This is a genomic window from Hungatella hominis, from assembly GCF_014288005.1.
GTDB lineage: Bacteria > Bacillota > Clostridia > Lachnospirales > Lachnospiraceae > Hungatella > Hungatella effluvii.
In genome coordinates, this window is record NZ_JACOPB010000001.1 from 73,307 (window position 1) to 99,131 (window position 25,825).

Annotated in this window: 27 protein-coding genes and 1 riboswitch; of the genes, 23 read left to right on the forward strand and 4 right to left on the reverse strand. The window is 47.7% G+C overall.

Annotated features, from left to right (window positions below; genetic code table 11):
- Positions 1 to 66: 66 nt before the first annotated feature.
- Positions 67 to 1,584 carry a Na+/H+ antiporter NhaC family protein gene (locus tag H8S75_RS00320; protein ID WP_187018432.1) on the forward strand — a complete coding sequence of 506 codons (1,518 nt, stop codon included), beginning with the start codon at positions 67 to 69 and terminating at the stop codon, positions 1,582 to 1,584.
- A 96-nt stretch (positions 1,585 to 1,680) separates the two neighbouring features.
- Here the strand turns inward: H8S75_RS00320 and H8S75_RS00325 are convergent, their stop codons facing one another.
- Together H8S75_RS00325 and H8S75_RS00330 are read right to left on the reverse strand one after the other, a co-directional pair.
- Positions 1,681 to 2,190, reverse strand: a complete 510-nt coding sequence (locus H8S75_RS00325; RefSeq protein WP_187018433.1) for a P-loop NTPase family protein — start codon at positions 2,188 to 2,190, stop codon at positions 1,681 to 1,683.
- Positions 2,191 to 2,295: 105 nt separating this feature from the next.
- On the reverse strand, positions 2,296 to 2,820 hold the full coding sequence (locus H8S75_RS00330) for a DUF4865 family protein (protein ID WP_002602904.1): 525 nt from the start codon (positions 2,818 to 2,820) through the stop codon (positions 2,296 to 2,298).
- A gap of 138 nt (positions 2,821 to 2,958) precedes the next feature.
- On the opposite strand from H8S75_RS00330, the gene H8S75_RS00335 reads away from it, so the two are divergent.
- The 18 genes from H8S75_RS00335 (at position 2,959) to H8S75_RS00420 (ending at position 17,190) form a co-directional block, all read left to right on the forward strand.
- Positions 2,959 to 3,795 carry a LysR family transcriptional regulator gene (locus H8S75_RS00335; protein ID WP_187018435.1) on the forward strand — a complete coding sequence of 279 codons (837 nt, stop codon included), beginning with the start codon at positions 2,959 to 2,961 and terminating at the stop codon, positions 3,793 to 3,795.
- A 266-nt stretch (positions 3,796 to 4,061) separates the two neighbouring features.
- Positions 4,062 to 4,460, forward strand: coding sequence for an SRPBCC family protein (locus tag H8S75_RS00340; RefSeq protein ID WP_187018437.1), 399 nt, complete (start codon positions 4,062 to 4,064; stop codon positions 4,458 to 4,460).
- Positions 4,461 to 4,505: 45 nt separating this feature from the next.
- Positions 4,506 to 5,411 carry a helix-turn-helix transcriptional regulator gene (locus tag H8S75_RS00345; protein WP_187018438.1) on the forward strand — a complete coding sequence of 302 codons (906 nt, stop codon included), beginning with the start codon at positions 4,506 to 4,508 and terminating at the stop codon, positions 5,409 to 5,411.
- Between the two features lie 87 nt (positions 5,412 to 5,498).
- Entirely contained in the window at positions 5,499 to 5,960 is a 462-nt protein-coding gene (locus H8S75_RS00350; RefSeq protein ID WP_187018440.1) for a GyrI-like domain-containing protein, read from the forward strand.
- 24 nt (positions 5,961 to 5,984) lie between these two features.
- Positions 5,985 to 6,737: a GNAT family N-acetyltransferase gene (locus H8S75_RS00355; RefSeq protein WP_187019581.1), complete on the forward strand. Its 753-nt coding sequence runs from the start codon at positions 5,985 to 5,987 to the stop codon at positions 6,735 to 6,737.
- 69 nt (positions 6,738 to 6,806) lie between these two features.
- Positions 6,807 to 7,055: a hypothetical protein gene (locus tag H8S75_RS00360; RefSeq protein ID WP_187018442.1), complete on the forward strand. Its 249-nt coding sequence runs from the start codon at positions 6,807 to 6,809 to the stop codon at positions 7,053 to 7,055.
- 151 nt (positions 7,056 to 7,206) lie between these two features.
- The gene (locus tag H8S75_RS00365) at positions 7,207 to 7,746 is read left to right on the forward strand and encodes a DUF6323 family protein (RefSeq protein WP_187018444.1); all 540 of its coding nucleotides are present in this window, start codon (positions 7,207 to 7,209) and stop codon (positions 7,744 to 7,746) included.
- A 9-nt stretch (positions 7,747 to 7,755) separates the two neighbouring features.
- Positions 7,756 to 8,604 carry a DUF6179 domain-containing protein gene (locus H8S75_RS00370; RefSeq protein ID WP_187018446.1) on the forward strand — a complete coding sequence of 283 codons (849 nt, stop codon included), beginning with the start codon at positions 7,756 to 7,758 and terminating at the stop codon, positions 8,602 to 8,604.
- 86 nt (positions 8,605 to 8,690) lie between these two features.
- Positions 8,691 to 9,104, forward strand: coding sequence for a DUF3795 domain-containing protein (locus H8S75_RS00375; RefSeq protein WP_187018447.1), 414 nt, complete (start codon positions 8,691 to 8,693; stop codon positions 9,102 to 9,104).
- Positions 9,105 to 9,233: 129 nt separating this feature from the next.
- Positions 9,234 to 9,330: riboswitch (purine riboswitch) on the forward strand.
- Between the two features lie 117 nt (positions 9,331 to 9,447).
- On the forward strand, positions 9,448 to 10,878 hold the full coding sequence (locus H8S75_RS00380) for an NCS2 family permease (protein ID WP_349768840.1): 1,431 nt from the start codon (positions 9,448 to 9,450) through the stop codon (positions 10,876 to 10,878).
- Between the two features lie 256 nt (positions 10,879 to 11,134).
- Entirely contained in the window at positions 11,135 to 11,650 is a 516-nt protein-coding gene (locus tag H8S75_RS00385; RefSeq protein ID WP_243270138.1) for a MarR family winged helix-turn-helix transcriptional regulator, read from the forward strand.
- A 42-nt stretch (positions 11,651 to 11,692) separates the two neighbouring features.
- The gene (locus H8S75_RS00390; protein ID WP_187018451.1) at positions 11,693 to 12,982 is read left to right on the forward strand and encodes a patatin-like phospholipase family protein; all 1,290 of its coding nucleotides are present in this window, start codon (positions 11,693 to 11,695) and stop codon (positions 12,980 to 12,982) included.
- 405 nt (positions 12,983 to 13,387) lie between these two features.
- Entirely contained in the window at positions 13,388 to 13,804 is a 417-nt protein-coding gene (locus H8S75_RS00395; RefSeq protein WP_187018453.1) for a YjdF family protein, read from the forward strand.
- Positions 13,805 to 13,971: 167 nt separating this feature from the next.
- On the forward strand, positions 13,972 to 14,454 hold the full coding sequence (locus tag H8S75_RS00400; protein ID WP_187018454.1) for an amidase domain-containing protein: 483 nt from the start codon (positions 13,972 to 13,974) through the stop codon (positions 14,452 to 14,454).
- Between the two features lie 101 nt (positions 14,455 to 14,555).
- A complete protein-coding gene (locus H8S75_RS00405; RefSeq protein ID WP_187018456.1) occupies positions 14,556 to 15,038 on the forward strand; it encodes a GNAT family N-acetyltransferase in 483 nt (160 codons plus the stop codon).
- A gap of 241 nt (positions 15,039 to 15,279) precedes the next feature.
- The gene (locus H8S75_RS00410; protein ID WP_187018457.1) at positions 15,280 to 15,702 is read left to right on the forward strand and encodes a hypothetical protein; all 423 of its coding nucleotides are present in this window, start codon (positions 15,280 to 15,282) and stop codon (positions 15,700 to 15,702) included.
- 202 nt (positions 15,703 to 15,904) lie between these two features.
- Positions 15,905 to 16,951, forward strand: a complete 1,047-nt coding sequence (locus tag H8S75_RS00415) for an acyltransferase (RefSeq protein ID WP_187018459.1) — start codon at positions 15,905 to 15,907, stop codon at positions 16,949 to 16,951.
- 59 nt (positions 16,952 to 17,010) lie between these two features.
- The gene (locus H8S75_RS00420; RefSeq protein ID WP_187018461.1) at positions 17,011 to 17,190 is read left to right on the forward strand and encodes a DUF6472 family protein; all 180 of its coding nucleotides are present in this window, start codon (positions 17,011 to 17,013) and stop codon (positions 17,188 to 17,190) included.
- A gap of 365 nt (positions 17,191 to 17,555) precedes the next feature.
- On the opposite strand, the gene H8S75_RS00425 is transcribed toward H8S75_RS00420, so the two are convergent.
- Positions 17,556 to 18,275: a type I phosphoribosyltransferase gene (locus H8S75_RS00425; RefSeq protein ID WP_002602927.1), complete on the reverse strand. Its 720-nt coding sequence runs from the start codon at positions 18,273 to 18,275 to the stop codon at positions 17,556 to 17,558.
- 82 nt (positions 18,276 to 18,357) lie between these two features.
- Positions 18,358 to 19,818 (reverse strand): nicotinate phosphoribosyltransferase, encoded by a 1,461-nt coding sequence (locus tag H8S75_RS00430; RefSeq protein WP_187018462.1) that lies wholly within the window; start codon positions 19,816 to 19,818, stop codon positions 18,358 to 18,360.
- A 1,005-nt stretch (positions 19,819 to 20,823) separates the two neighbouring features.
- Here H8S75_RS00430 and H8S75_RS00435 point away from each other — a divergent pair.
- The 4 genes from H8S75_RS00435 to H8S75_RS00450 all read left to right on the forward strand — a co-directional run bounded on the left by H8S75_RS00435 (position 20,824) and on the right by H8S75_RS00450 (position 25,823).
- Positions 20,824 to 21,297 (forward strand): rhodanese-like domain-containing protein, encoded by a 474-nt coding sequence (locus H8S75_RS00435; RefSeq protein ID WP_187018464.1) that lies wholly within the window; start codon positions 20,824 to 20,826, stop codon positions 21,295 to 21,297.
- Between the two features lie 29 nt (positions 21,298 to 21,326).
- A complete protein-coding gene (locus tag H8S75_RS00440; protein WP_187018466.1) occupies positions 21,327 to 22,703 on the forward strand; it encodes an FAD-dependent oxidoreductase in 1,377 nt (458 codons plus the stop codon).
- A 189-nt stretch (positions 22,704 to 22,892) separates the two neighbouring features.
- Positions 22,893 to 23,744 carry a BglG family transcription antiterminator LicT gene (licT, locus tag H8S75_RS00445; RefSeq protein WP_187018468.1) on the forward strand — a complete coding sequence of 284 codons (852 nt, stop codon included), beginning with the start codon at positions 22,893 to 22,895 and terminating at the stop codon, positions 23,742 to 23,744.
- 126 nt (positions 23,745 to 23,870) lie between these two features.
- Positions 23,871 to 25,823, forward strand: coding sequence for a beta-glucoside-specific PTS transporter subunit IIABC (locus H8S75_RS00450; protein WP_187018470.1), 1,953 nt, complete (start codon positions 23,871 to 23,873; stop codon positions 25,821 to 25,823).
- The last annotated feature ends 2 nt before the right edge of the window (positions 25,824 to 25,825 follow it).

The following is a 25,825-nucleotide window of genomic DNA, read 5'->3' on the forward strand; positions in this document are numbered from 1 at the left end:
TAATAATAAATCGAAGGCTCATCAGAAATCGGGTTAGGCCTTCGTAAGATACTCAGGAGGAAAGTAATGAATTACGGTATTTTAAGCCTGCTTCCGCCCATTATCGCGGTCATACTGGCAATTAAGAGCAAGAATGTAATCCTGTCCCTTTTTTGCGGCGGTTTTGCAGGCGTGATGATTTTCAGCCACGGGAATCCGTTTCTGGCTGTGAAATCGATGATTGGAGATTATTTATTCGTACAGCTGACGGACAGCTATAACGCGGGAGTGATTGTCCTGATCGTCTTTATCGGCGGTTTCATCAAGCTGATGGAGAAATCGGGAGGTGCCCAGGCATTCAGCCAGAGTGTCTACCGCTGCGTGAATACGAAGCTGAAGGCCCAGCTCTGCGCCTGGGCAGGCGGCATCGTAATCTTTTTCTCAGATCTGGGCACACCGCTTCTGGTAGGGCCGGTGTTTCGCCCCCTGTTTGACAAACTGAAGATTTCCAGAGAAAAGCTTGCCTGGATTCTGGATTCGACCTCCTCGCCGGTAGCCATTCTGATTCCGTTTATCGGATGGGGCGTCTATATTATGGGTCTGATCCAGTCCGAATTTGACAATCTGGGAGTAATGGATTCCGACTATACGACGTTTGTTCAGGCGATTCCATTTCAGATTTACGCAATTCTGGCAATTATCATGATTCCGCTGGTTGCCTTTACGAAGCTGGATTTTTCCCAGATGAAGAAGGCGGAACTCCGTGCCGGGAAGTCCAACGAGACGTTTTCCTTCATGCAGGAGGACGAGGAGAAGGGCAGCGCGGAAACGGGATATTCCCGGAAGAACGCAAAGCCGGTTATGGTGGTTCTGCCGATACTTGTGGTGTTTGTGACGCTGTTCGGCACGCTGGCCCCGGCCGGTTTCCCATTTAAGAAGGTGGACGGCAATGAGTTCCGGGTTGCCCTGACTATGGGATACTTCTTCGGTGCAATTGTGCTGATGGCATTTATCTGTATTTTTAAGGTTATGCGGTTTAAGGATACCTTCAAGGTGTATGTGGAAGGCATGAAGGGCATGACGGATGTAGCGGTCACCCTGGTTCTGGCCTGGTCTCTGGGGAAAATGATCAGCGGTCTTGGCACCGCGGAATTTATCGTGGAATTCCTCCAGGCCATGCGCTTTTCCGCGGCTCTGGTACCAGCCTGCATCTTCCTGTTTGGCGCGTTTGTGTCATTCTCCACAGGAAGCTCCTGGGGAACCTTTGCGATTATGATGCCGCTGGCGATTCCCATGGCGCAGGCGTTCGGCATACCGTTTGCCATCGCGGTGGGCGCGGTCTTATCCGGCGGACTGTTCGGCGACCACTGTTCCCCTATTTCAGACACTACGATTCTCTCCTCAACCGGCGCGGAGTGTGATCTGGTGGAACACATCAGGACGCAGCTGCCGTATGCGGTGGTGAACGGAATCATAGCATTTGCCGCCTATATTATCGCGGGAGTGACGAAGAGTCCTGCTGCGCTGCTCTTTGCGGTTGCCGCGCTGGTGGCGGTTATGATCGTCTTTAACCGCCTGCCTGATAAGATGGGAAAAAGGGCATAAAAAGAAGCTGTCAGTTATGCCGCGCAAGCCGCAAAACCCCCGTATTTCCATGTATAACCGGAAATACGGGGGTTTTAATTTATCATAACTAAACGTTTATAATTCCGACAGAAACTGATCTGTTTCCCGCCGGTTTTTTAATATGACGGTTTTCACATCATCCGCTTCGCTCATCATATCATAGAAACGCCTGCGGGTTTCTTTGTGATGAGTCCAAACACTCTTGATAAAACGTATCTTTTCCGCATTCAGTTTTTCCGGGCAGTTTCCTCCCATATCCGTGCGGCTTTTACCATAGTTTTTCACGAATCGTCCAACCACTCCGCTCAGACATCTGATCCGGGAAAAATCCATGAAAATGACGGCGTCACAGTACTGCAGCCGGAGCGGGATTGTGCGCGAAATATTGCCGTCGATAATCCATCTGGGCTGAACCAGTTCCGACAACAAAAGCCGGTCAAATTCTTCATCGGACACAGGCTTCCAGTTATCGTTCCAATACAGTGCGTCCAGATGGATCAAAGGCAGGCTTAACTTATTCGCCAGCTTATTTGAAAGGGTGGTTTTTCCGCAGCCATTGCCGCCGATAATCAGTATTCTTTCCAATCGTAAATCCCCCGTGATCAATCAATGATTATCTAACAGTATAAGGCAGCGGACTTCCAGTTGTCAATGGCCGCGGCAGACTGTAAAAAAATAATAGCATTGCTGTCACACCGACAGATGGAGCACTTCATAAACCGTTCCTTCTACAGACGAGTCCGGTTTTTTGCCGAAAAAAGAATACTCCTTCTGCACCCATTGTTCCGGATCACAGAGCAGCACCTTCCCGGTACAGCCATTTCCAACTGCGGAAAAATGCGGCCGCACCATTTTCCGGGATGCTGGAAGAACCTGTTCTGTTTCCAGCATAAACCGCGAAGTTAAAAATTCTTTTTCAAGTTCCACAAAAACGGGAATTCCCAGTTTTATGCGCTGTCTCCCAAACGAGGACACAATATTATCGTAGTACCCATCCCATATAAAATGGATCATTCCGGGACTGTCCTTCCAGAGATACAGCGGGGAATATTCGTTGCCGCCTTCTGATCCGCCTTGATTTTCCCGTATCAGATAAGCCTTAAACAGCAAATCTTCAAAACCATCTGTCTTCGTCCCGTTATGTCTTACGCGCTGGCGTATGAGATTCATGTCGTAATGATCCGGCAGCGCTATTTGATACTGCATTGCAATCATAGGAAGCTCCTTCTTTCTGTATCATCCAGTGCCGGGCCCGGCGGTGATGTTTTTACTATTTAATTATACAGAACTGCCGCCGTCGTGTATAATAGTTGGTAATGATGTCTGGTATCATTTTAAATGATGGAGGGAGCTATGGAAAGTCAGGAACTCAGAATATTCCGGGAGGTTGCCCGCGCAGGCTCCATCTCGAAGGCGGCCGGTCAGCTGGGATACGTACAGTCGAATGTGACGGCAAGAATCAAGAAACTGGAGGAAGAGTTAAACGCCGTTCTGCTAATCCGGCACAGCAAAGGGGTCACTCTGACCGCGGAAGGGGAGCGCCTGCTAATCGCCTCGGAAGATATCCTTGACCGGATCGACAGAGCAGCAGCCCAAATCAGGGACCGCAAAACATTTCGGATCGGAGCGGCTCATACGCTGTCGATATCCAGACTGCCGCTGTGGCTGACCGCATTTCAGGAACAGCTTCCAGAAATGAATCTTTCTGTGGTCACGGACAGTCAGGATCATCTGGCCCAATATCTGGCCGAAGGAAAGGCTGACTGTGCCTTTCTGGAGGCGCAGTACGTGACAGAGGAGATGGAGACACTGGCTTCCTTTCAGGAAACACTCTATATCATCGCCCCATTCGGCTGCGCGGAACGGGAGATGATTCAGATGCCGGCCATAGTAAATAAAATAGCTGCGTGCCCTTACCGTGCCCGTCTGCTTGCATGGTTTCAATCCCATGGTGTGCCTGCTCCACGGATCATCGAGATGGACACGGTCGAGGCCATACTCCGCTCCGTCGAACTGGGAATGGGGATTTCCCTTCTTCCCGCCAGCGTCCTGTCAGAACGGCAAAATATTGCGGTATCAGGTGAACTAAAAATGGACCCTGTCCGGATTTTTCTGTCCGTCTGCAAAGGCAGCTCCGGCAGGGCCGCCGAAATTCTCCGGGAAATTATCATAAATGGGGCGAAATCATAAAATAAAAAATATTTTCTTATCATTAATCACGACATACAGATGTCCTGTTTATTTGCTATAATAGAGAAAAAAGCATCGAAAAGAAGGCTAGTACAGCATTGCATAAGTTCCAGTGAATTCTGTACTCGCTATTCACGCCAGAACCACGCCCACGAAGCTAGACGTAGGGTCCACTACGCCGTCGCTTCGTGGACGCGCCCCTGACGCAAATATCAAGCACATAATTCACCGAAACTTACGCAACGATGTACTAGAAGGAGAAGGATATGACAGAATCAAAGAAAAAGGCAGTACTAAAGAGCAGGATCGAGCAGGTATGGGAGGTTGTGACAGATCTAAGCGACTGCAGCTGGCGCAGCGATCTTCAGAGAATCGATGTACTGGAGCCTGGGAAAACGTTTGTGGAATACACGAAGGAGGGCTTTCCGACCACGTTTGTGATCACCCGGTTCGAGCCGCCGTACCGGTATGAATTTACCATGGACAACGCCAATATGACAGGTACGTGGACCGGTCTGTTCCGCCGGACGGACGAAGGCTGTGAAGCGGATTTTACAGAGCGGGTGGACGTGAAGAAGTGGATTATGAAGCCGTTTGTCCCGGGTTACCTAAAGAAGCAGCAGGAGCAGTATTTTCATGATCTGAAGGCGGCGCTGGGCGAGTGAGCGCAATTGGGAAGATTGACCTATCATGAGTAACAGGAGGCGTTTATGAAAATTGACCGACTAATCGGAATCCTGTCCATTCTTTTGCAGCAGGAAAAGGTGACGGCGCCATACCTTGCCGGGAAGTTTGAAGTATCACGGAGAACGATCAACCGGGATATCGAAGATATCTGTAAAGCAGGCATTCCGCTCGTAACCACACAGGGACCCAATGGAGGGATTTCCATCATGGAGGGATACCGGATCGACCGGACTGTACTGACTTCATCGGAGATGCAGTCGATTCTGACCGGACTTCGCAGCCTGGACAGCGTATCCGGCACCAACAAATACCAGCAGCTTATGGACAAGCTGGCCATGGGGAATTCTTCGATTCTGACCTCAAACAGTCATATCCTGATTGATTTATCGTCCTGGTACAAATCCTGCCTTGCGCCGAAGATCGAACTGATACAGGCTGCGATCGGCGCCAGAGAATACATCACCTTTGCGTACTTTGGTCCTTCCGGCGAGAGCAGAAGGAAGCTGGAGCCGTATCTTCTGGTCTTTCAGTGGTCCTCCTGGTATGTGTGGGGATACTGTACCGATCGTGAGGATTACCGGCTGTTCAAGTTAAACCGGATGCTGGAGCTGAGGGCGCTGGATGAACGCTTTGAGGAGCGGAAGGTTCCTGCGTATGATATGTCACCGGACAAGGCATTTCCGCCGCGGATTTCCGTCACAGCGGTCTGCGAGGCAGATATGAAGTGGCGGCTGATTGAGGAGAGCGGGCGGGAGAGCTTTCAGGAGAGGGAAGACGGAAAACTGGTATTTAGCTCCTGCTTTTCCGATCCCGGAAGCGTATTTAGCTGGCTGCTCAGCATGGGAGACCGTGTGGAACTGGTGGAACCGGAAGAACTCCGGGTGGAATTTGCCGCCATGGCAGAGAAAATTTGTCGTATTTACCGTTAATGATGACATACAGTTGTCGTGATTAAAGTGTTATCCTGTAAGCGTACATGAGAAAACCACAGAAGTGGTGGAAAAGAGGACAACTGGATGAATTACGAAATCGTGACACTGCCTGAAAAGAAGGCGGCAGGAATAACAGCAAGGACGAATAACCATGCGTCTGATATGGGAAGCGTCATAGGCGGGCTATGGGAAAGCTTTTACGCGAAAGGGGTTTACGACAGTATCCCCGAAGACAGAAGAGGCTGCGTCCTCGGAATTTATTCAGACTACGAGAGTGATGAGAACGGCGATTATGATATGACGGCAGCCTGTGAGGTGGCGGATGATGCCGGGCTTTTAGAGAACTTAAGGATCCGCACGATCCCGGCAGGCAGATATGCGAAGTTTGTCGTCAGGGGAGATGTGCAGCAGGCCCTGGTTCAGTTCTGGATGGAACTGTGGAGTATGAACTTGAATCGTGCGTTTCAGGCTGATTTTGAAGAGTATCACGGGATGACCGGTGAAGAGGCGGAGATCCATGTCTATATAGGATTGAAAGAGGAGTGAACAACAGGAGAGGGAATGATGAGTATGGAATTCAAACGGGTAACTTTGGAGAATATCGAAGAAGAGCACATCTGCTGTGCCATATCGGATAAAAAGGGAGAGACCTGCGTGGCCTCCAAGAAGGCATGGATGAAGGAACGGCTGAAAGAGGGACTTGTGTTCGAAAAACTGGATGTGCGCGGAAAGGTATTTATCGAGTACCTGCCGGCGGAGTACGCCTGGGTGCCTGTCGATGCAGATGGATACTACTATATCGATTGTCTGTGGGTTTCCGGCCAGTATAAAGGACAGGGCTATAGCAGCCAGCTGCTGGAGCACTGTATCGCTGTGGCCAGGGCGAACGGGAAGAAGGGGCTTGTTATACTTTCCTCTAAGAAGAAGATGCCGTTTCTGTCGGATGGCTCCTACTTAAAGCATAAAGGATTTGTGACAGCCGATACTGCTGCGCCGTACTTTGAGCTTATGGCACTCCCATTTGAAGAAGGGACAGCCCTGCCGCGCTTTTTAGAGTGTGCAAAGACCGGTGAGACCGATGAAAAGGGATGGGTTCTGTACTACACAGCGCAATGTCCCCACACGTCGAAATACGTTCCGATTCTGGCGGAATACGCCAGGACTCAGGGCATTGAGATCAAGACAGTAAAGCTGGAATCCCGGGAAGCTGCAAGGCGCGCGCCAAGCCCATTTACAACATACTCGTTATTCTATGACGGGAAATTTGTGACGAACGAGATTTTATCAGAGAAAAGCTTTGAGAAATACAGGAAGAAAGTGTAACGTGCTGCGCAAAACGCAGATCAATTCACACTTTCCCTGGTCTGAGAAAAGAAAAAGGAGACCGATGATATGTCTGATATTGCAGCAGATTATGAGCTTCAGGCAGACAGGCTGCGCAGATTACTAAAGGCGAAAAAGACCTTTGAACCGGCTATGGAATTGGCACTTGTCCTTCCTGCGGTCACACATACGGGGGTGGTTTCAGGAAGCAGCAGCCCCGCGTTTTGCGATTATGTGCTGGAGGGGCTGGCAGAAGGGGATTACAGTGTGATGCCGACTGAGAAAGATGAAACCATAGCTTGGCATTTTTTTCCATAAAAAGCAAAAAAATGTGGACTCCGGCGATCCTGAACTGAAATCGCTTTTTCCACACCTATATCATACCATAAAAATCTCTTTTTTTCAAGACTTGTAATGAAAGTCTGAAAGGCGTAGAATCAGTACTTACCAAATACGGGGAGGAAAAGAGATGCAGGAGAACTGGTATGAACTGATGGAAACAGTACAGCGGAAGCAGGAACTGGAAAGAGTGATGGCTTGCAACGAGAAGACAAAGTCCTTCGGACTTACACTCACTGAGGAAGATGCTGGGAGACTGATGGCAGGCCGGCGTGATTCCTTAAGGACGCAGATGCGGGTCGAATTCGGAAAGGGGGTATTGCCGGAGATTATAGAGACTTTCTGTGATTCTCCCTATTTGCAGCAGGAAAACTATGCTGATGTGATTGCGGAGCTGCAGGAAATCTTCTATCTCTATAAGAACGAATCAGAGGACAACTTAACGGATGAGGAACTGCTGACATTTATGAAAGAACAGTTTGACGGCGTCTGTTACGGTTCCGTCGCCTATTTGGAGGAAACGTGCCTGGAACGTTTTGCGAGGGCGATTCGCGCCGGATACCGGGATTACGTGGAGGACGGTGGAAAAGGAGAGTACGAGAAATTTTCACAGGAAGCACGTTGGGACAGGGATCTCTTTTTGGAGACACTCTTTGACCTGCTCAGTTAGGAGGAGGACATGGACTATACGATGGAAGAACTGCTGCCTGTTGTCGGAAAACTTACGGAAAAGTATACCAGTCTTTCCAGCACCTCCGTCACCTATGAGACGGCACAGCAGCTGATGGGAGCGGTGCTTTACTGCCTGCGGGAAGCAGAATATGAAGCGGTGAAGACAGGAAAGAACAGCGTAGCCACCGCCTCAGACACGGATTTATGGAGGTTTTACCAGCAGGGGTATGAGGTGGTTCTGGAGAAGACCGCCAGGGCCAAGAAGGTCTACGATCAGGTCATTGCGAATTTTCGTTCCTTCGGAAACCGCTGTTATGAGGATACGGTTATCAAAGGGATGCCGGAATTCTTTGTCCATTACGATGCCAGATTCCGGCCCCAGGATCATCTGCTCACTCTGGATTACCCGATTTTACGGCCTGTCGGGAAGCGAAAGGGAATAGACGCCATCTACTTTTATTTATCCTGTGTTCTCCTGGAACAGAGATTCCTGGGCAAGATTCCGGAAGCGTACGGAAAGGCGGTCCTGGAACACTACCATGGGGATTATGAGGAGCTGGTTCTGAATGTGGCTTCTGTCATTATGAGGAATCTGGTGATTCATATGATGATGGGGAAAAAGCTGTCCGGGGATACGGTGACAGCAGACGATACGAAGCGGTTTTGCAGCCGTGTGAAGATCTGTGAACCACTGAAACTCGAGGAAGCCATAAATCAGCTGATGGAGCAGATGACAGGCGGCCCGGAGGGGGACAGAGCCATGCTTTCCTATCTGTCCTGCGACAGGAAGGATTTTGCAGCAGAACTTAGGAATGCCGCGGAGTATGGATGCATGGACCGTATGATTGTTTATTAGAATTACGCAGAGAACACATTTTAAGCATAGTTACGGCACTATAATAACACAGGAGTCTGCAGTTCAGGAAAAGGAGGCGGTTTTTATTGAAGATGCCTGAAGCAATTGGCAGTCAGATGTTTGCACCATGCGGAATGAACTGTATGGTGTGTTTTACACACTGCAGTACCAAGAAGGCCTGCGGAGGCTGCCTGGGAAACGATGAGAGCAAGCCCGGACACTGCCGGACTTGTCTGCGAAAAAACTGTGCAGCTGAAAGAGAGCTATCCTACTGCTATGAATGCAGCGATTTCCCATGCAGAAGGATACGGGATCTGGACAGAAGCTATCGCAAACGGTATGGCGTCAGCCTCATAGAACAGTCCCTGTTTGTGAAGGAAAACGGCATGGAATTATTTCTGAGAAATGAGCGGAAACGCTATACCTGTACGGCCTGCGGGGGTGTAATCTCTCTCCATGACCATCAGTGCAGTGAATGCGGGAGGGTAACTTCCGGATAATTATTTATACTGAGGAAAACGGTTTAAGAGAATAACAAAATATACATAATGCACAAAAAAATAAAGATTTATTGATAAAAAGGCGAATAGACTAAAAAACTTTTAGTGTATATAATAAATTTTGTGATTAAATATTGGTGCTATTCATTATGTATATCCTGAGAATTGGCTCAGAGTCTCTACCAACTACCGTAAAGAGTTGACTACATAGTTTATGTAGTTGACTCTTTTTTTGGTAAATTCATGTTTGTTGGTGGAAGGGAGCGACAATCGTAAACCTTTAAAGTATAGACTACAGGATAGCAAAGCAGGCAGTCTTAACAGGCAGTTTATTTAAAGGAAGATGGAGGACATATTATTGGAACGAAAAACAGGATTCGCAGACAGGTTTTTTGGGATATCCCAGAGTCATTCAAGCGTTAAAACGGAAGTACTTGCAGGAATCACAACATTTATCACAATAGCCTATATCCTTATTCTGAACCCACAGATTTTATCCGACCCATATTTGATTATGGGAGACGCAGCGATGGCGCAGAAGATTGCCAACGGCGTCTTTATCGGTACCTGTATCGGAGCGTTTATCGGTACAATCCTTTGTGCATTGTATGCAAGGGTTCCGTTTGCGCAGGCGCCAGGCATGGGGTTAAATGCATTTTTTGCATATACCGTGGTGTTGGGAATGGGATATACATATGGACAGGCACTGGTCATCGTATTTATATCCGGTATTTTTTTCATCGTTATCACCGCAATCGGTCTGCGAGAGGCGATAATCAGATCAATTCCGGACGCGGTTAAAACAGCGATTACCCCTGGTATCGGTCTGTTTATTACAATTATCGGACTGAAGAATGCAGGAATCGTCATTTCCAATCCTGCCACACTCGTAAGCCTGGTTGACTTTTCCAAATGGAGAAGCGGCGCGGATATGGTTTTGATCAATGGCGCGCTGGTGGCACTGGTTGGCCTGGTCATTATGGGAATTCTGCATGCGAGAAAGGTAAAAGGCTCGATTCTTCTGGGAATTATAGCGGCAACCCTGATCGGAATCCCGCTTGGTATAACGCATCTTTCAAATTTAGATATGAATCTTGGAGTGAAATTCCAGGATTTCGCGGAAGTATCATTTTTAAAGATGGATTTTGCCGGCCTGTTTGCCGGAACAAACTTTGTGGAAACTCTGTTTACGGTAACGATGCTGGTCATCAGCTTTTCCCTGGTTAATATGTTTGACTCCATTGGGACACTTCTCGGAGCAGCTAGGCAGTCTGGAATGATTGATGAAAACGGCGAAGTAATCCGGATGAAACAGGCGTTAATGTCAGATGCGGTTTCGACATTGGCAGGCGCAATGGTAGGAACCTCAACCGTTACCACTGTGGTGGAATCCAGCGCTGGAATCGCGGAAGGCGGAAGAACGGGTATGACGAGTCTTGTAACCGCTCTGATGTTCCTGGGAGCCATTCTGTTTGCACCGATTGTCAGCATTGTTCCGGCGGCGGCTACTGCCCCGGCACTGATTTTCGTGGGGATTCTGATGCTCGGTAACATCAGAGATGTGGATTTCAGCGATATGAGCAACGCACTGCCGGCCTTCTGTACAATCGTATTTATGCCATTTACATATTCGATCGCCAATGGTGTCGCATTCGGACTGATTACCTATTGTCTGATGAATATCATGACAGGGAAAAGACGGCAAGTTAGAGCTTTAACATTAATGATCTCCGTTGTATTTGTTGTGAGATATGCTTTTATGACGTTGGGATAAGACTGGTTTGCGGTTTAAAACGCATTTTACCAGGATCAGCAGTCAATACGCAGCAGGCTGGACTCTTTTTGAGGTCCAGCCTTTTGTCTTATACAGTAAAGATGGAATTTATCTATTGACAAGAGTCCGAAATCGGACTATACTTTATGTATCCGAAATCGGACACATAAAGCGCCTTAATTAATTTTCATGCCTGGAAAAATGGATTTTTCAGTCAGCATTTGGGCTCACTTAGCAGACAGGGGAAAAATTGTGTATGAATGAACAGATAAGACAAGAGACAGAGAAACAGATAGAACAGCAGACAGGATGGCAGCCGGAGCAGCAGATTAAGCAGCAGTTGGAATCTTTGAACCAGCAGATAAAAGAACTGACCGGAGTTTACCATCAGGCTGCCGCCAGGCTGGGAATTTCTGATAATGAATTTTGGGTGTGGTATACCCTGTTTGTGATGGGGGAGGAATATTCGCAGCAGGATATCTGTGAGATGTGGTCATTACCGAAGCAGACGGTTAATTCAGCTGTTGCAAATATGGTGAAAAAAAAGTTTGTCAAACTGGAAGCAGTTCCCGGGACACGGAACCGGAAGCTGTTACGATTAACGGACAGCGGTAAAAGTTATGTTGAAGGCATCGTACAGCCTGTATTTGCAGCGGAGTACCGGACCTTTGTCAGGCTGTCGGAGCAGGAACGTCAGATATGCATTTCTTTATTAGGCAAGTATATCGGATGCTTTAGGGAAGAACTTCGTGAGCTGGCGGCATTGGAATGAAACTGGAAGTATCGGCAGGAAATATCAGATGGAGGTGAGCGCTTGAGTGATAAAACGGCTTTCGTACTGGGGGGAGGAGGTTCCCGTGGTTCCTATGAAATGGGGGTATGGAAGGCCCTGCGGGAACTGGGGATTGATATACATGTGGTGACAGGTACATCTATCGGCGCAGTCAACGGCGCAATGATCGCACAGGGGGATTATGAGAAAGCAATTTTTCTGTGGAATCAGATTGAGACCGCTCAGGTCATGGATGTACCGGTCAACGATGAACATCCATTGAAGAAAAAAGTTTGGCAGACATATCAGACCTTTGTCTTAAACTTTGTAAAGAACGGCGGCACGGATACAAATCCTCTGAGGCAGACGCTTGGCTCGTTTATTGATGAAGAACGAATACGTAAGTCTGAGATCGAGTACGGACTTGTTACCATAGATATGGATAGAAATATTCCCTGCGAACTATTCAGAGAGGATATTCCCTGTGGGAAACTGATTGACTATATTATTGCCAGCGCCTCCATCTATCCTGCGTTTAAACCGCATCGAATTGATGACGTAAGGTATCTGGATGGCGCGTATCACGATAATCTTCCTGTGAAGATGGCATTGGAAAAGGGGGCATGTCACATCATAGCCGTAGATCTGGAAGCCTTTGGAGTGGTTAAGAAAGAGGCGCTGGCGCTTGCAAAACGCCTGACATATATCCGGTGTTATTGGAATCTCGGCCCTACACTGGTATTTGACCATACTGTAATGCAGCGAAATATCCGTCTTGGTTATCTGGATGCGTTAAAGAGTTTTCAGGTTTATGAAGGCTGTGCTTTCACTTTTATGCGCGGCTTTGGAAAATCTGCGGCAGAACAGATGGGCGGTTATCTTCCGCTTAGATCATTACTCGAAAAGGGCAGCGCAGGATTCGTTCTGGATCAATTGTACTTAAGACAGCTGGAAAAGATTTTCGAGGAGCATGGAGTTCTGGAACCGGATGAAGGAACAACCGCGCTGGTATGTGCCGAGGTGGCGGGGGAAGTATTCGGCCTTAGCAGTGAGACAATTTATTCATACGGAATCTGGCAGGAGCAGCTTCAAAGACAAGTGCAGGAGTTCCTGATTCCGGAACAGGAAGAGAAGGGAGAATTATGTTTCGCGGATACTCTGTATGAAAGCGCCAGGTCATTGGCTGACAGACGTTCCAGGGCAATTCTGGCAGGCCGTGTGATTGCGGATATGGTTCGGACACAGAAAGAACAGCCTTCCCCTGCAGGCTTCAGCATCCTTCCGGAGGCGTTTCTGGCAGGTGTTTATTTGGCGGCAGGCAGTTTTTTATAAAAAATTAAATAAAATACCTGATGTAAGGTCAAACAGGAGGATATTTATGCAGAGTAACAGGATTGGTACTTCCGGGCCAGGATGTGTTTAATTATCTTTAAGGGAGCCAGACTGCGCAGGTGGATGATGCCATATGGAATTATGATGCCAAACATCTGCTCCCAAACGTTTTGAAGCTCTTTATAAACATTATATGCAGTTGGCCGATCGTATTCTTTTAAACGGTCTGGAAATATCCGTACCAATATGGTAAAATGGTAATGTAAAGTAAATACAAAGATAAAAACACAGCCCGGTAGGTAGTCCGGGCGCAGCGGACAATATTCGTGAAACCGCTGTCAGTAACCTTCCTCCTTAGGTCGTCCGTTCTTTGTCTATTTTGAATCATATAAGGAGGATATCATTATGGACAAAGTATCGCTGACCTTTCGGGTATTTTTTGAGGACCCGTTCTGGATCGGAGTCGTGGAACGGATTTCGGGCGGAACGATGGAAGTATGCAAGATAACCTTCGGTATGGAGCCGAAGGATTACGAGGTATATGACTGGCTCCTTAAGAATTATTATCGGCTGCGATTCAGTCCGGCCGTGAAAGCTGAGGCTAAAAAAGAACATACCAACCCGAAGCGCAGGCAGCGGGAGGCCAGGATGCAGACGGCGGTCTCCGGCATCGGAACGAAGTCGCAGCAGGCCCTAAGCCTGCAGCATGAGCAGCTGAAGGAGGAACGGAAGATCCGGACCCGCGAGCAGAAAGAAGCGGAAAAGGAAGCCAGATTCGAATTAAAACAGCAGAAACGGAAGGAGAAGCACAGGGGCAGATGATTCTGCTTCCTGTGTTTCCTTTTTATATTTCATAATAACAGGCAATACCGTTATGGAAACACCCAGGTCCTCCGTATAATCGAATCCCCTGTTTGAGGACTTTTCGTTACTCGTTTCATATGATGTTTCATATTATATTGTAAAGATCAAAATCGGGTAAAAAGAATATGAAAGAAATAGGCTATCGGCGGGACGCGGCATTGGAATATGCAAAGAAATGGGCCATGGGCAGAAATCCACGGTATTTGGACTTTGAGCATTTTGGAGGAGACTGCACGAATTTCGCCTCACAGTGCATTTACGCGGGGAGCGGGGTCATGAACTATACGCCGGTGATGGGATGGTATTATAACAGCAGTACTGACAGGACGCCGAGCTGGACGGGAGTGCAGTATCTCTACAATTTTCTGGTTAATAACAAGTCGGTTGGTCCGTACGCGGCAGAAACCGGTCAGGACGGAGTACAGCCGGGAGATATTGTACAGTTGGGCAATGCCAACGGTTTTTATCACAGTCCGGTAATCGTCGCGGTCACGGGCGGCCGCATTTACGTGGCGGCGCACAGCTTTGACGCTTATATGCGCCCTCTTGATTCCTATTTATACGTGAAATCCCGCTTTCTGCATATACAGGGTGTACGCAGCTGGTAGATACCGAAGGCAGAAAAACAGGCAAAAGCTATTGACTATTGGGTTACCAGATAGTTTATGATAGGAAAAGGCAAAGCCAAAATAAAGAAAGAAGGGGAATCATGTATATCCATGTTGAGCCGGTAAATGACAAGAACCGTGAGGCAGTACTGGCTCTCAAAATTCACGAAACACAGAAGGGATTTGTGGAAAGTCCCGAACAATGCTTAAAGGAGGCAGCGGAAGAGAAATGCTGGCGTCCGGTAGGCATCTATGACGGAGAACAGCTGGTAGGCTTCTCCATGTACGGTTATTTCTGGCAGTATCTGCCATTTGGCCGTGTCTGGCTGGACCGGCTGCTGATCGACCGGGATTATCAGGGCCACGGCTATGGGCACATCGTACTCCCGATGATGATCGAGAAGCTGAGAAGCGAATACCACAGAAAGAAGATTTACTTAAGCGTAGTCGAAGAAAATCAGGGGGCAATCCATCTCTATGAGAAATTCGGATTCCGATTTAACGGAGAGACCGATGTTCATGGAGAGAAAGTGATGGTGCTGAAAGAAACGCTGAATAGAAGCGTTGAAAGAAACCTGAATTAGTTGACAAAATTGTAAAAATATGATATATTATCTTTCAATAAAAGGGAGTAGCGAACCATCATCCGATGGATTTTAAATCGTCTTCTTGGTGTTTTTATAAACACCCGTATAAAATGAAATGTGCAAGACTTTTATTGTGGCAGGAACTACCACGGTAAGAGTCTTTTTCTTTTCTTCATAAAGGAAGTTCCAGCCACGCACGAAAACTTTTAGTTGTCGTCAGACAGGAAGGAGAATCAGTATGGAAGAAGAGAGAAGAAAACAGGAAGTAGAAGAGGCGATCGCCGCCGCAAACCGGGTGCTCATGAATCTGAGGCAGGCCGAAACCGCGTTATCGAGCGCAGGCAGCTGGGGAATCTGGGATATGCTGGGAGGCGGAATGTTTACTACCTGGATCAAGCACTCCAGGATCGATGATGCGAGAACGTCTCTGGAGGAAGCCAGACGCAGCTTAAGAAGCCTGCGCAGGGAACTGATGGATATTGATATACCGGCAGATTTCAAAATCGATATTGGGGAATTCCTTAATTTTGCCGACTATTTCTTTGATGGATTGATCATAGACTGGATGGTCCAGGCAAAAATCAGGGAGGCATCGGACAACGTGAGTGAAGCCATACGCCGTGTGGAGATGCTGCGGACCAGACTTCACGAAATGCTGTGAGCAGAGGCAATTCCCTAAACAGGCAATACATTTACAGGAGAGGAGGGCTGAGCCGGTTCACGGCCTGGCCCTCGCCGGATGCAGGAAACAATCTGATGAAGTCTTTCACGAAATTACTGTTTATGGTATACTAATACTGCATTGCGCAACGCAGCACTGGGAGCACTTGATGTTGACTTGATATTGAAATGGAGGAATCAGTTTGAAAGAACGCGAGATAAAATACGATTTTCTAAGGGCGGTGGCGGTGCTGGCGATCATTATGGTCCACGCCATACCGGCTGTCTCTGTCAATGATAAACAGTGGTGGTTTGCAGCAGTCATGCAGCCGCTTCTGCTCAGCTTTGTCGGAATATATTTTATGCTCAGTGGTCTGTTCCTTCTGGATTCGGCGACCGGAGACATCACGCAATTTTATAAGAAACGGGTAAAAGTCATCGTTATCCCGTTTTTCTTTTTCTCGGTCCTTTACTATCTGTTCTATGTCAGCCGCAGCCAGGAGGTTTTATCCTGGTGGGAGTATCCGGTGGAATTCCTGCGGGATTTTTTCAGTGGTACAGTGCCTATGGCGGACCATATGTGGTTTATGTATGTGATCATAGCGCTTTACCTCTGTACGCCGTTTTTGGCCCGTATGATGAAGGCAATGAATGATAAGGAACTGAAATATTTTATTCTGCTCATCCTTGGAGTCCAGACACTGACCAACTATGACGGTGGATTTGGCATAGGACTGGATCAGATTCTTGATTATATGGTGTTTAAAGGCTGGCTGATCTACTATGTCCTGGGATATGCGCTGAAGAGGCTGTTCAAACGGGAAGAATTTAAGTGGTTTGCCCTTGCAGGAATCGTAGGGCTGGCTCTGACACTGCTGCAAAAAAGGTTTACGCCTGGCTTTGTACCGGGAATTCACGATCTGGCGCCTACCATGATCGCCATGTCGGCGGCAGTGTTCTTACTGTTTGAGTGCTGTGGTAATTTAAAATGCAAGGCTGCCAGAACAGCCGCTGTCTGGATGAGCCGCCACAGCTATTCGGCCTACCTGGCCCACTATCTGATTCTGAAGGCCGCAGCTGAAATGCTGGTCGATCAAACCATAGTGAGACATTTTTACGTTCCGCGCATTGTCTGTGCAACGCTGCTGACCGCGGTTCTGTCCTTTGCAGCCGCATGGATCTTGGACAGTACGGTGATTCGATGGCTGCAAAATTTAATTAAGACGGATCAAATGGACCAACGAAAATGAATCAATAAAGACGACTCAATAAAAATAATTGGAATCAATATAAAGGGGAGATGCACGAGATGTCAGGAAAGAACTGTGAAAGCTGTATGTATTATACATACGACGAGGACTACGAATGCTACGTATGTGATATGGAATTGGACGAAGATGAGATGATCCGCTTTTTAAGGGGAGACAGCGGCGGCTGTTCTCATTATCAGTTCGCCGACGAATACAAAATCGTACGAAAGCAGATGTAAGACATAAAAAAGCCCCATAAAAGGGAGGAGCCGGTATCCTTCTGTAAGAATACCGGCGATTATGAAAAAAAATTTATCTGATGTAAGGCATAAGCATCTTTCTCTTATGTTATAAGTATATCCGGTAAATATGAAGATAGTTTGACCGGTATGTAAAAAGATTATGACCAGAATATGAACAGAACGCGCTGCACATTAATTCGATCCTAAGGGACAGGCAGTTCGATCAGGAGGCTGTGTTGCCATCAAATCCATCAAATGTAACACTCTCCAAATGATAATTAAGACTCCACTCCATAAACACTCCGGGCCACGGCAGGTATTCCTGCCGTGGCCCGGGGCTATTTTAACTCATTTCACTTCTATTAATCCAGTTTTGTATAACCGTAGCTGTTTACAATCGCATCCAGCTTGATTCCGTTCTTACAATCCGGACAGTTCTCCGGCTCGGAGAGACGGAAGTCGGGAAGATCGGAAGAATCGAATACCGCATTAACCGGATATCCGTCGATCTCATTGACTGCGGCGAAGATAACGGAGATGCCTTCCAGAATGCCGCCGTAGGATTCGATGCAGCGAATGCTCTTTAAAATAGTACGGCCGGACATCGCGGTAGCGAGAACGACTAATACGTGTTTATCCTTCAGCATATGCTTGATGTTGTCACGAACGACCATCTGTCCGGCGGAATCGAATTCCGGAGTCACGATGTAAGTAGTCTTGTGGATATTCGTGGTGGTAACGCCGAGCTCGGATAATTCCTTTGCTACATAGGCGCCGATTACCTCACAGCCATCCATACAGATGATGGTATCGATTGGAGTCTTGGAAGCAAACGCTTTGGAATAATGCTTGAGCTCTTCCGCTCCTACGCCGATCAGCCCTGATAAATCAACACGGTTTACGTATCTTTTCACCATGGATTTGGCAACCTGCTCAGCTTCCTCCTGACGCATCTTCAATGTGGTCATGTCAATGTAGTAGTTAATGTGAAAACGGTCGGATGAAAAATGTCCTTTTGTTACTTTTAAAGCCAGCTTATCATTGTCTCTGGCGCGAATTTTGGTTTCCTGCCCCATACTCATAAAAAACAACCTCCTTTGTCATATTACTTCTATTATAACCGATGTCAACCACAGAAACTATAACAAAGGTTAACTTTTTTCGTTATTCTGAAAAATGATAGCTGTCCAGAAGCTGATTTTTCATGTGCCAAAGCTCATTGGAGAGGTCCACATGCACCTCGTGAGGGTTCACAAGACGGCGGGATTCATCCCAGAGCGTATCCAGTTCTTTCTTGCAGTACGCCTGAATGTCCATGACCGCGGGGGATTCGTAAACGCATTCTCCATCTTTAAATACCGGAACCATCAGATCACGGAGATGATAGGTGTTGGGAGCCAGGTGCGTCTTTTTCCAGGTCTCGATGGGATCGAAGAGCAGCAGTGAATTATTTTCATCGTATTTCTCGCCCTCCAGGCAGATCAAATCGGCAATGATTTTTCCGGTTTCCCTGCTGTAAATACGCTTGATACATTTATTGCCCGGGTTGGTAATCTTCTCGGCATTTTCGGATAACTTGATCTTTGGCACAAATTTTCCGCTCTTCCTATCTAAGATGGCAGCCAGCTTATATACGCCGCCGAAGGACGGGCAGTCCTTGGAGGTGATCAGATTCGTGCCGACTCCCCAGGAGTTGATGGCTGCGCCCTGAATCTTTAAGCTGTTGATCAGAGACTCGTCCAGATCGTTGGAGGCGGAAATAACTGCGTCTGGGAATCCGGCATCATCCAGCATCTTTTTCGCTTTCTTCGATAAATAGGCAAGATCGCCGCTGTCGAGACGAATTCCGTAGAAGGTCAGCGGGATTTTCGCTTCCTTCATTTCCTGAAATACCTTAATGGCGTTAGGAACACCGGATTTCAGCGTGTCATAGGTGTCCACCAGCAGGATACAGGCAGAAGGATACAGCCTGGCATAGGTGCGGAACGCGGTCAGCTCATCCGGAAAGCTCATGATCCAGCTGTGGGCGTGAGTTCCCTTGACAGGAACGTTGAACATCTTACCGCACAGAACGTTGGAGGTCCCGATACAGCCTGCAATCATGGCCGCCCTTGCGCCGTAGATACCGGCATCCGGTCCCTGAGCCCGGCGAAGTCCGAATTCCATGACACCGTCGCCGCCGGCTGCATATACGACGCGCGCTGCCTTTGTGGCGATCAGGCTCTGATGATTGATGATATTTAACAGCGCCGTCTCAATGAGCTGCGCCTCCATAATAGGAGCAATCACTTTTACCAGCGGTTCACGCGGAAAGACGACAGTGCCTTCCGGAATAGCATAAATGTCGCCTGAGAATTTAAAGTGGCGTAAATACTCCAGAAAGTCTTCGCCGAACAGTCCCGTGGAACGCAGATAGTCCACATCGTCCTCTTCGAAATGAAGATCCTTGATATATTCAATTACCTGCTCCAGACCGGCACAGATTGCATAACCGTTGCCGCCCGGATTTGTGCGGTAAAATGCGTCGAAGATTACGGTCTCATTGGCATCCTTTTCTTTAAAATAGCCCTGCATCATGGTTAACTCGTATAGATCCGTTAATAAGGTTAAATTGCGCTGGCTCATATGTGTTCTCCTTCTGAACGTTTAATGTGGGGGCGGAGCAATTGGGACCGTAAGGCCCGGGGACTCTGTCCTTTTTGGACATTATACCATAACTTTACAAAAACGCAACGTGATTGATAAAAAAATAACAATCTATAATATCAGAATAATAGAGAAGAATAACTATAACAAATGGAGTAAGACAAAAAAAATAATGAATATTTCAAATAATTATATACAATTTGACAATTAAGAAATAATTTATTAATTTTTTCTAAAGAGTCTTGCAAAATAGAGAGAGATACTATATAATAAAGCTATCAAAGGAAAGAGATACAAGATATAGAGAAACCTCCCGGGAACAGGAAGCGGGAAGGATAAAAAATAGAAAGAAAAGGAGGTAGATTCCGCCGAAAACATAAGTCTCGTCTGATTTCCAATTAGGAAGCGGACAATAGGAAAAACCTTTCGGCCACAGTGAAAAGCCATTCCTTCTATGATGAATAAATGCGAAAGCATGGATGAAGTAGCAGGAAAAAATCTATATATCTTTTACATATGCCTATATTTCGTTATAAACTGCAAAGGAAAATTCATCGTATGAGTCGTATGACGAGAAAGTATGATTCGTCCGAACAAAGGTTTCCACATATGTAGCTTACTAACATATAGAAGAATGAAAATGACGATGCAGAGATAAACCAGATGATAGATGAGGCCCGGTAATGGAGTGGCGAAGGTAAAAAAATTTAATATAGAGCATCCAGGTACACAAGTATCAGTGACAAAACAAAAAGTGAGGGTAAAGTCCAATGGATGAAGTAGTCTAGGAACGGGTATCGAAGTTCATGTAAATGAGTCGGTACCCGTTTCTATTTGCGTGCAGACGGCTTCCGCAGTGGGACTGCGCAGTTATGGAAAAAGATTGAAGAAAAATGTAAAAAACGCTTGACAGAACTAACTGTAACTGATATTATTACAGTATAAAAACTGAAACAAAAAAAGTTACAGAATGGAGCGGATGAGATGATAAAAGGGAAATATTGGATAACGGCGGGAATCGCCGCAGCGGTTTTAGTACTGACGGCGTGTTCGGGCGGCCAGGGGAGTGCTTCCGGCAAGGAGACACAGAAGACGGCGGCGCAGAAAGCGGAGGCCGGTGCGGAGGTCCAGGCTTCACAGTATGTTAAGTTTAAGCCGGAAGAGGCAAAGGAAGTTATGGATTCGGACGATGCGCTCATCGTGGTGGATGTAAGAACTCCGGAAGAGTATGCGGACAGCCGGATTGGCGATGCGATTAACATTCCGGTGGAAGACATCGGAGAGGAGATGCCGGAGGAGCTTCCGGATCTGGATGCGAAAATTATGGTCTACTGCCGAAGCGGCGTGAGAAGTAAAAACGCGGCGGAGAAGCTGTTGGGCCTTGGTTATAAGAATATTATTGATATAGGCGGTATTAAGGACTGGCCCTATGAGACCGTGTCTGGTGATGAAAAATAAAAAATGGTGATAAGAAAGGAAGTTTTGAGATGAAAAAGTATGATGCGGTTATTATAGGATTTGGCAAAGGCGGTAAGACTCTGGCGGGAAAGCTGGCCGGTGAGGGAAAAGCGGTAGCGCTGATTGAGAAATCAGATAAAATGTATGGCGGTACCTGCATCAATGTTGGATGTATTCCATCCAAGTCTCTGGTGAGAAGTTCCCAGATGACGGAAGCAAAGGGAAAGCTCTCTTTTGAGGAAAAGGCGGAATTATACAGGACAGCTATTGAGGAAAAGAGACGCGTTACTTCCCTGCTTCGAAAAAAGAATTTTGACAAGCTGAATCATCTGGAAGCGGTGACCATTTATAACGGAACTGCCAGCTTCCTTTCCAATACACAGGTAAATGTAGTGCCGGCAGACGGTTCGGAGGCGTTTACTTTAGAGGGAGATCAGATCTTTATCAATACGGGGAGCGCTCCGTTTGTGCCGCCGATTGAGGGAATAGAAGGCAATCCCCAGGTTTATTTAAGTGAGACATTTATGGATTTGGAGAAGCTTCCAAAGAAGCTGGTCATCATTGGCGGCGGCTATATCGGGCTGGAGTTTTCGTCCATGTATTCCGGATTTGGCTCTGAGGTGACGGTCATTCAGAACGAGGCACGCCTGATTCCGAGAGAGGACGAAGATATCGCGGCCGAGATTCAGAAGGTTTTGGAAGAAAAGGGCGTTAAATTTGTGGTTGGCGCGGCTATTTCCGGGATCCGGAAAGAAGGGGACTGGTCTTACGTCCATTACTCTGTCGATGGAAAAGAGGAAGATCTGGAGGCGGATGCGATTCTGGTCGCTACAGGAAGAAGGCCTAACACGGCGGGATTAAATCTGGAAGCGGCAGGCGTGGAATTGACGGCCCGCGGCGGCGTCAAGGTAGATGACGGCTATAAGACGACGGCTCCGAATATCTGGGCCATGGGAGATGTGGCCGGAGGACTTCAGTTCACCTACGTTTCCCTGGATGATTTCAGGATCGTGTGGTCCAGCCTTCACGGCGGGGCATATGATGCGAATGCGGGCAAGAGAAGCCATATTCCGTACAGCGTGTTCATTGAACCATCCTTCTCAAGAGTCGGTATGAATGAGCAGGAAGCGCGGGGGGCCGGTCTGGATGTGAAGATCGCCAAACTGCCGGCGGCCGCGATTCCGAAAGCTGCTGTCTTAAACAGAACCAAAGGTCTCTTAAAGGCAGTGATTGATGCGAAGACGAATAAGATATTAGGCACGATGCTGTTCTGTGAGGAATCTTATGAGATGATCAATATCGTGAAGCTGGCCATGGATCTCGATGCGGACTACACGGTATTGAGGGATCAGATTTATACGCATCCGACGATGAGCGAGGCGCTGGGTGACTTGTTTGCGGTCTGAAAAAAACGGTCTGATGAAACTGAAAAAAACGCTTGACAAATTATGCTTTTTCATATATCTTTGACTTAAGGATAGTTATTGCTTCGGGCAAGCTTGACCTTGTATGATCGGATTTGAGTGGCAGCAGCCATTCTTATTGATGATGCAAGGTCTTTTTTATTTCTAAAATGAATCGGAAGGGGGATTTCGATGATCTTTAAGAAGAGACTGAACAACAATGCAGTCATTGCGGAGGACGAAAAAGGGCGCGAGAAGATACTGGTGGGATGCGGGCTTGGGTTTCAGAAAAAGGAAGGCTCCGAGGTGGAGGAGCAGAAGATCGAAAAGATTTTTTCTCTGGAGGACGCCGGGCAGAGGGAGCAGCTGAAGGAGCTGCTTCAGGAGATTCCTGTGGAACACGTGAAGCTGGCGGACGATGTGCTCTCCTATGCCAGAGTTCATGTGAACAGTAAGATCAGCACGAATGTCATCATTCCGCTGTGCGACCATATATACATGGCGGTGGAGCGGAAGAAGCAGGGAATTGATGTGAAAAATGTGCTGCTGTGGGATATCAGGCGGTATTATCCCGCGGAGTATGATACGGGACTCTATGCGCTGCGCTGTGTGAAGGAGCGGTTTCATGTAAAGCTGGAGGAAGATGAAGCGGGCTTTATTGCCCTTCATATTGTGAACGCGCAGATGAATTTAAAGCAGAAGACGGTCCATGAGATCACCACCGTCATGCAGGAAATCGAGACAATTGTCCGCATGACCTGTAAAATCAGGCTGGACGCGGAATCTGTCTATTACCACCGCTTCATTACGCATTTGAAATTTTTCGCGGAGAGGATGTTTTCCGGAAAAACGTATGAAGATCAGGAGGTGGCGGCGCTGGCGGAGGTGATCCGGGCGCAGTATCAGGAAGCTTACCAGTGCGGCAGGAAGATTGCCGCTTTTATCGGGGATAAATACCAATATACGCTGAGTGAAGAAGAGATTCTTTATCTGAGTATTCACATTGCAAGGATCGTTTCTGTCTCGCGGAAACCACGGGCATGATTCAGAAAAGGAAGGAAAGGAGGAAAGCCCATAAGACATAGCGTGATATTTCATTAAGGACAGTTACATTCAGTTGGCTCGACCTTCAGATTTCAAACAAAAAAATAGAAAGATGGAGGAAATGAAATGGGAAAATATGAGGAACTGGCAAGAGAGATTGTCAAATACGTGGGAGGCAGGGACAATGTTACCGGACTTACCCACTGCATCACGAGACTGCGTTTTAAGCTGGCGGACGAAGCCGCGGCCAATGATGAAGCGTTAAAGAACATGGAAGGCGTGGTCACAGTCATGAAGAGCGGAGGCCAGTATCAGGTGGTGATCGGAAATCACGTGGGAGAGGTCTATGAGGATGTCTGCCCGCTTCTCGATCTGGAGAAAGGGGAGGAGACGGCAAAGCCGGAGAAGAAAGAGAAGCTGTTTGACCGGTTTGTGGATACGATCTCCGGTATTTTCCAGCCGATTCTGGGAATTATGGCGGCCTGTGGTATGGTGAAGGGGCTGAACACGCTGTTTGCGGTGCTGGGATTATATCCCGACACATGCGGCGGATACTTAATCATCAATGCGGTGGGGGACGCGCTGTTTACCTTTCTTCCGCTGTTCCTGGGCTATACCTCCGCGAAGAAGTTTGGTTTAAAGCCCATGCTGGGGCTGGCGATCGGCGCGATCATGTGCTATCCGGCGATTCAGGCGGAAAGTATTTCCGCTTCTATGGCTCCGCTCTACACGCTGTTTGAGGGGACGCTGTTTGAATCGCCTGTGTATATCACATTCTTCGGGCTTCCGGTAATCTCCATGGATTATACCTCCACGGTGATTCCTGTTATTTTTATCGTATACTTTGCGTCGAAATGCGAGAAGCTGTTCAATAAGTTTGTACCCGATCTGGTCAAGTTTTTCTTTGTGCCGATGCTGACGCTTTTAGCGGCGCTTCCGGCGGGATTTCTGGTTATCGGTCCGGTTGTCACCTTTGCATCCACGATTATCGCGGAGACAGTACTTACAATCAGAAGCTTTTCACCTATGCTGGCAGGAGCCATCGTTGGATTTACCTGGCAGATCCTGGTTATCTTCGGCCTGCACTGGGGATTTATTCCGGTTTATATCAACAATATCATGACCATGGGCTACGACAACGTGATGATGCCGTTCTTTGCCTGTACCTTTGCGACATCGGCTGTGGTTCTGGCTATCTTTATCAAGACAAAGGACAGAAAACTGAAGGAAATGGCACTGCCCAACTTTATTTCCGGTATTTTCGGGGTGACGGAGCCTGCGATCTACGGAATTACACTGCCGCTTAAGAAGCCCTTTATCATCAGCTGTATTGCAGGCGGAATCGGCGGAGGCTTCTACGGTTTCTTCAATTTTAGAAAATTTATGATGGGCGGAATGGGAATCTTCGAGTTTCCGGCGATGGTGGAGCCGGACGGTTCCATGGGCAACTTAATCGTGGCTGTGACCGGGGCCCTTCTGACCATGGTGATCGCGTTTGTTATGACGATGATTGTCTATAAAGATAAGAAGAAAGAGGATTCTGCTGAGGACGGCAGAATGGACAGTGGCAGTGCAGACCAGGGAACGGCTGACAACAACCCGGAATTCGCATCTCATGAGTTCCTGACCATCATGAGTCCCATGAAGGGCGCTGTTATTGATTTAAAAGACGTAAAAGACAGCGCATTCGCCTCCGGAATCCTTGGAAAGGGGATTGCTGTTCTTCCAGAGGAAGGTCTGGTGGTGTCACCGGTGGATGGAACGGTTGTGACCATTTTCCCGACCCTCCATGCGATTGGAATTCTGTCGGACGAAGGGACGGAGATTCTGATCCACATTGGACTGGATACGGTGCAGCTGGATGGAAAGGGCTTTGAGGCTGCAGCGAAGCAGGGCGATCATGTGAAGGCGGGGCAGCCGCTGATGCGGTTCGATATGGAGCTGATCCGGGAGGCAGGGTTCCTGCTGGAGACGCCGGTTCTGATCAGTAATTATGGGAATTACCAGTCGGTGGAAGCCGTTGTGAAGGCCGATGACGCGGTGGAGTATCAGGAACCGCTTTTGCGGATCGTTAAATAACC

What these genes read in the sequence shown, in the direction of transcription:
- H8S75_RS00345 (WP_187018438.1), top strand. Translation starts at nt 4,506, where the DNA reads ATGAAAATTGACCGACTAATCGGAATCCTGTCCATTCTTTTGCAGCAG.
- H8S75_RS00360 (WP_187018442.1), top strand. Translation starts at nt 6,807, where the DNA reads ATGTCTGATATTGCAGCAGATTATGAGCTTCAGGCAGACAGGCTGCGC.
- H8S75_RS00330 (WP_002602904.1), bottom strand. Translation starts at nt 2,820, where the DNA reads ATGATTGCAATGCAGTATCAAATAGCGCTGCCGGATCATTACGACATG.
- H8S75_RS00340 (WP_187018437.1), top strand. Translation starts at nt 4,062, where the DNA reads ATGACAGAATCAAAGAAAAAGGCAGTACTAAAGAGCAGGATCGAGCAG.
- licT (WP_187018468.1), top strand. Translation starts at nt 22,893, where the DNA reads ATGATCTTTAAGAAGAGACTGAACAACAATGCAGTCATTGCGGAGGAC.
- H8S75_RS00405 (WP_187018456.1), top strand. Translation starts at nt 14,556, where the DNA reads ATGTATATCCATGTTGAGCCGGTAAATGACAAGAACCGTGAGGCAGTA.
- H8S75_RS00380 (WP_349768840.1), top strand. Translation starts at nt 9,448, where the DNA reads ATGGAGGACATATTATTGGAACGAAAAACAGGATTCGCAGACAGGTTT.
- H8S75_RS00395 (WP_187018453.1), top strand. Translation starts at nt 13,388, where the DNA reads ATGGACAAAGTATCGCTGACCTTTCGGGTATTTTTTGAGGACCCGTTC.
- H8S75_RS00420 (WP_187018461.1), top strand. Translation starts at nt 17,011, where the DNA reads ATGTCAGGAAAGAACTGTGAAAGCTGTATGTATTATACATACGACGAG.
- H8S75_RS00400 (WP_187018454.1), top strand. Translation starts at nt 13,972, where the DNA reads ATGAAAGAAATAGGCTATCGGCGGGACGCGGCATTGGAATATGCAAAG.
- H8S75_RS00365 (WP_187018444.1), top strand. Translation starts at nt 7,207, where the DNA reads ATGCAGGAGAACTGGTATGAACTGATGGAAACAGTACAGCGGAAGCAG.
- H8S75_RS00425 (WP_002602927.1), bottom strand. Translation starts at nt 18,275, where the DNA reads ATGAGTATGGGGCAGGAAACCAAAATTCGCGCCAGAGACAATGATAAG.
- H8S75_RS00385 (WP_243270138.1), top strand. Translation starts at nt 11,135, where the DNA reads ATGAATGAACAGATAAGACAAGAGACAGAGAAACAGATAGAACAGCAG.
- H8S75_RS00370 (WP_187018446.1), top strand. Translation starts at nt 7,756, where the DNA reads ATGGACTATACGATGGAAGAACTGCTGCCTGTTGTCGGAAAACTTACG.
- H8S75_RS00435 (WP_187018464.1), top strand. Translation starts at nt 20,824, where the DNA reads ATGATAAAAGGGAAATATTGGATAACGGCGGGAATCGCCGCAGCGGTT.
- H8S75_RS00320 (WP_187018432.1), top strand. Translation starts at nt 67, where the DNA reads ATGAATTACGGTATTTTAAGCCTGCTTCCGCCCATTATCGCGGTCATA.
- H8S75_RS00430 (WP_187018462.1), bottom strand. Translation starts at nt 19,818, where the DNA reads ATGAGCCAGCGCAATTTAACCTTATTAACGGATCTATACGAGTTAACC.
- H8S75_RS00355 (WP_187019581.1), top strand. Translation starts at nt 5,985, where the DNA reads ATGGAATTCAAACGGGTAACTTTGGAGAATATCGAAGAAGAGCACATC.
- H8S75_RS00440 (WP_187018466.1), top strand. Translation starts at nt 21,327, where the DNA reads ATGAAAAAGTATGATGCGGTTATTATAGGATTTGGCAAAGGCGGTAAG.
- H8S75_RS00410 (WP_187018457.1), top strand. Translation starts at nt 15,280, where the DNA reads ATGGAAGAAGAGAGAAGAAAACAGGAAGTAGAAGAGGCGATCGCCGCC.
- H8S75_RS00350 (WP_187018440.1), top strand. Translation starts at nt 5,499, where the DNA reads ATGAATTACGAAATCGTGACACTGCCTGAAAAGAAGGCGGCAGGAATA.
- H8S75_RS00335 (WP_187018435.1), top strand. Translation starts at nt 2,959, where the DNA reads ATGGAAAGTCAGGAACTCAGAATATTCCGGGAGGTTGCCCGCGCAGGC.
- H8S75_RS00450 (WP_187018470.1), top strand. Translation starts at nt 23,871, where the DNA reads ATGGGAAAATATGAGGAACTGGCAAGAGAGATTGTCAAATACGTGGGA.